The 3,142-nt window shown below is 33.3% G+C and carries 3 protein-coding genes and 1 pseudogene; 1 reads left to right on the top strand and 3 read right to left on the bottom strand.

Translation table 11 applies throughout. The features are described 5' to 3' along the window. Window positions 1–669: phosphomethylpyrimidine synthase ThiC (locus MR593_RS05615; RefSeq protein WP_290690649.1), on the top strand; the 669-nt coding region annotated here is incomplete at its 5' end. Window positions 670–733: 64 nt separating this feature from the next. Here the strand turns inward: MR593_RS05615 and MR593_RS05610 are convergent. The 3 genes and pseudogenes from MR593_RS05610 to MR593_RS05600 all read right to left on the bottom strand — a co-directional run. After that, window positions 734–1,414 (bottom strand): GTP pyrophosphokinase, encoded by a 681-nt coding sequence (locus tag MR593_RS05610; RefSeq protein ID WP_290690646.1) that lies wholly within the window; start codon window positions 1,412–1,414, stop codon window positions 734–736. A 150-nt stretch (window positions 1,415–1,564) separates the two neighbouring features. Further along, window positions 1,565–2,500 (bottom strand): sugar kinase, encoded by a 936-nt coding sequence (locus MR593_RS05605; RefSeq protein WP_290690645.1) that lies wholly within the window; start codon window positions 2,498–2,500, stop codon window positions 1,565–1,567. 28 nt (window positions 2,501–2,528) lie between these two features. After that, window positions 2,529–3,142, bottom strand: a pseudogene (locus tag MR593_RS05600) (SPFH domain-containing protein); the annotation flags it as partial.

The raw sequence follows: 3,142 nt of genomic DNA, 5'->3' as shown, positions 1-3,142 counted from the left end.
GATATCTGTAGAGAATACGACGTAACTATAAGCTTAGGAGATGCTTGCAGACCTGGAAGTATCCACGATGCTGGAGATATATCTCAAATAGAAGAATTAGTAACTCTAGGTGAATTAACTAAACGTGCTTGGGAAAAAGACGTTCAAGTTATGATAGAAGGACCAGGACACATGCCACTTAATCAAATAAAAGCAAATATGGAAATCCAAGAAACTATATGTAACGGAGCACCTTTCTACGTATTAGGACCTATAGTAACAGACGTCGCACCAGGATACGATCATATTACATCTGCTATAGGTGGAGCAATCGCTGCAACTTATGGAGCTTCTTTCCTATGCTATGTAACTCCTGCAGAACATCTTAGATTACCTAACCTAGAAGACGTAAAGGAAGGTATAATAGCATCTAAAATAGCTGCACATGCTGCCGATATCGCAAAGGGAGTAAAGGGAGCTGCCGATTGGGATAACCAAATGAGCCAAGCTAGACGCGACTTAGATTGGGAAAAAATGTTTGATTTAGCTATAGACAGTGAAAAAGCAAGACGCTATAGAGCTGAATCTAAGCCAGAAAACGAAGACACTTGTACTATGTGCGGTAAGATGTGCGCAGTTAGAAATATCAACAAAATCTTAAAAGGTGAAGATGTAGATATAATGGAATAAATTTTTATCCACATAAATAAAGCCAAATGGGAGTCAAATCCTATTTGGCTTTTATTTTTTTATATTATTTATTTACAATTCTGTTTTTTATTTCCTCCATACGTACATCTAAGTTTGCACTGATATTTGCACATTCCAATAATTCTTTTCTCAATAATTCAGCTTCTTCCTTTGGGATGTCTTTTTTGTAGCTCAATTTATGATCTAAACTCGCCCAAAAGTCCATCGCTATAGTTCTAAGCTGCACCTCTACCCTCATATTTTTCTTTTCTTCTTTCAAAAAGATAGGAATTTCTACAATTAAATGCAAACTTCTATAACCATTTGGCTTAGGATTTTTTATGTAGTCCTTAACTTGAATCAATTTAACATCATCTTGTTGCAGTAAACAATCCGCCAACAAATATATATCCTCAACAAAAGAACATACCACTCTGACTCCAGCTACATCGTTTAAATTATCTTCTATAGATTTAACTGTAAGTGGAAAATCCCTTTTTACTAATTTTTTCACTATACTTTCTGTCGACTTTAACCTTGTTTTTATTGTTTCTATTGGATTTCTATCGTATTCAAGAGAAAATTCTTGATTTAGTACCTTAAATTTTGTCTCGACCTCCATAATGGCACACTGATAATATGCCATTAATCTTTTTAAAGGCATCATATCCTCTTCTATTCTATCAAGCGCATTGTTATTTACTAATGTTTTGACAACTGGTCTTACTAATTTTTCTTTTATCATAATTTATATTAACCCCTATCACAAAATTCATTAACTTATCTCAAATAAGTCTATAAAAAAATATTTTTATAGTATATTTTTATTATACCACAATTTTATGTACTATATATTAAAACAAGGCATATGAATTCATATACCTTGCTTATAATATTATACTATAAGTAATCCTTTATGGTCGGCAATTGAGATAACCGCCTCATTTCCAGAGTTAAATTCTATGTAATCCTCTTCTACTCCATCGCTAAATATCACTCCATTTTCTGGCATTAAAGATTGTATTTTCAAAGAATTTGTTTTATCGATTTTCCCAAATACCATAGTATCTGATGTCCATTTACTTGGGTATGGCTCGCGAACTGTATAGTATAGAAAATCTGAATTCCATTTAAATTCTTCTCTTTGTCTAAGTCTAACCTCTCTTCCTGAACATCCTGTAGATATTTTTGATGCCCCTGCTAAAATACTTTTAAACCATCCTGTAGAACCTAAACCTGTCGATACAATTATGCCGCTTGAAGATTGACGTTCATTTTTGTCGTTTTGATTTAAAATATATTGTGCTGACACATGAGTTTTTTGACCGATAAATATATCGTTTACTCCTAGAAGAGATTGACCGTCGTTTAATGTAGCCTTTGCTAGAGTTATTTCCTTGAAGCTTCTATTGTTGTCAAATACTTCTTTTACTATTATCTCTACATCGTCTGGTTTAAAAGGAAGCAGTACACCGTCAAATCTCATAGGATCGGGATTTACTCCTATTAGAGGTTGACTGTCTAGATATTTCAATGTATTTGCTACTAATCCATCTTGTCCTACTGCGACTACTATATCATCTTTTGCGAAGATATAGTTTGAAATGTAGTCTCTATCTAAGACTTGTACACGAGCTATTTTTTGTAATTCAGATGTTATTTTGGCTAAAGTCTCCTTATATCTTTTATCCTCTAACTTATAGTCTATAAAATCTCCTCCTGAATGCTCTATTATAAATTTGACTTGTCCTTCTGTATTGTATTTGTGGATTAAATTTTCAAGTCTAGTTTTTCTCTTTACTAGAACGATTTTTTTATTGTCATCTCTCATGTATCTGCCCTCCTACAATTTTTTACTGCTAATTTCTGCCCTTCATTAAGCTTTGAAGTAAATCTGGAGAAATATTAAGCTCACCTATTTTATCTGCTTTATTTGCAAGCTGTTGGAATGCTCCTGCTATTAATTTTTCAGGTTCCATATTTATAGTAGCCAATGCTTGTATAACGTTTGGATCCATTTCGTTGAACACCTTCATCATTGCAGCAAATTGATAAGCCTTTGAGTCTGATTCTTCTTTTGCATTTTCTACTGAAAGCTTGATAAATTCCTTTCTCTTTTCTTCAAGCTTAGTTTGATATCCAAGCTCCTCGTCCTTCATTTTATTTTCTTTTTCCATTTTTAGTCGTTTTGATTCTAATTGTGATTCTTGGATTTGTTTTCTCTTTTCTTCTATTGCTATTTCTGTGTTAAGCTCGTTTTCCTTGACGATGCGCTCTTGCTCTATTGATGAATTTCTTCTTTCGTAAATCGCCTCGTCTGCCTTTTTCAAGATTTCTTCTCTTGCTGTTGCTTCTAGAGCCCTCGCTGTCTCTTTATTTGGACTTATCGCCAAAATTGAAAATCCAATTATCTCTATACCAAGATTTAAAACCTCTTTACTGTCAATTAAAGCTTCTCTTATTAAATTAGCTA

This window comes from Intestinibacter sp., from assembly GCF_022780145.1.
Classification (GTDB): domain Bacteria; phylum Bacillota; class Clostridia; order Peptostreptococcales; family Peptostreptococcaceae; genus Intestinibacter.
This window is presented reverse-complemented; position numbering and strand designations above follow the sequence as displayed.

Excerpts from the sequence above, each read along its gene's own strand:
- MR593_RS05610 (WP_290690646.1), bottom strand. The coding sequence starts at position 1,414 with ATGATAAAAGAAAAATTAGTAAGACCAGTTGTCAAAACATTAGTAAAT.
- MR593_RS05605 (WP_290690645.1), bottom strand. The coding sequence starts at position 2,500 with ATGAGAGATGACAATAAAAAAATCGTTCTAGTAAAGAGAAAAACTAGA.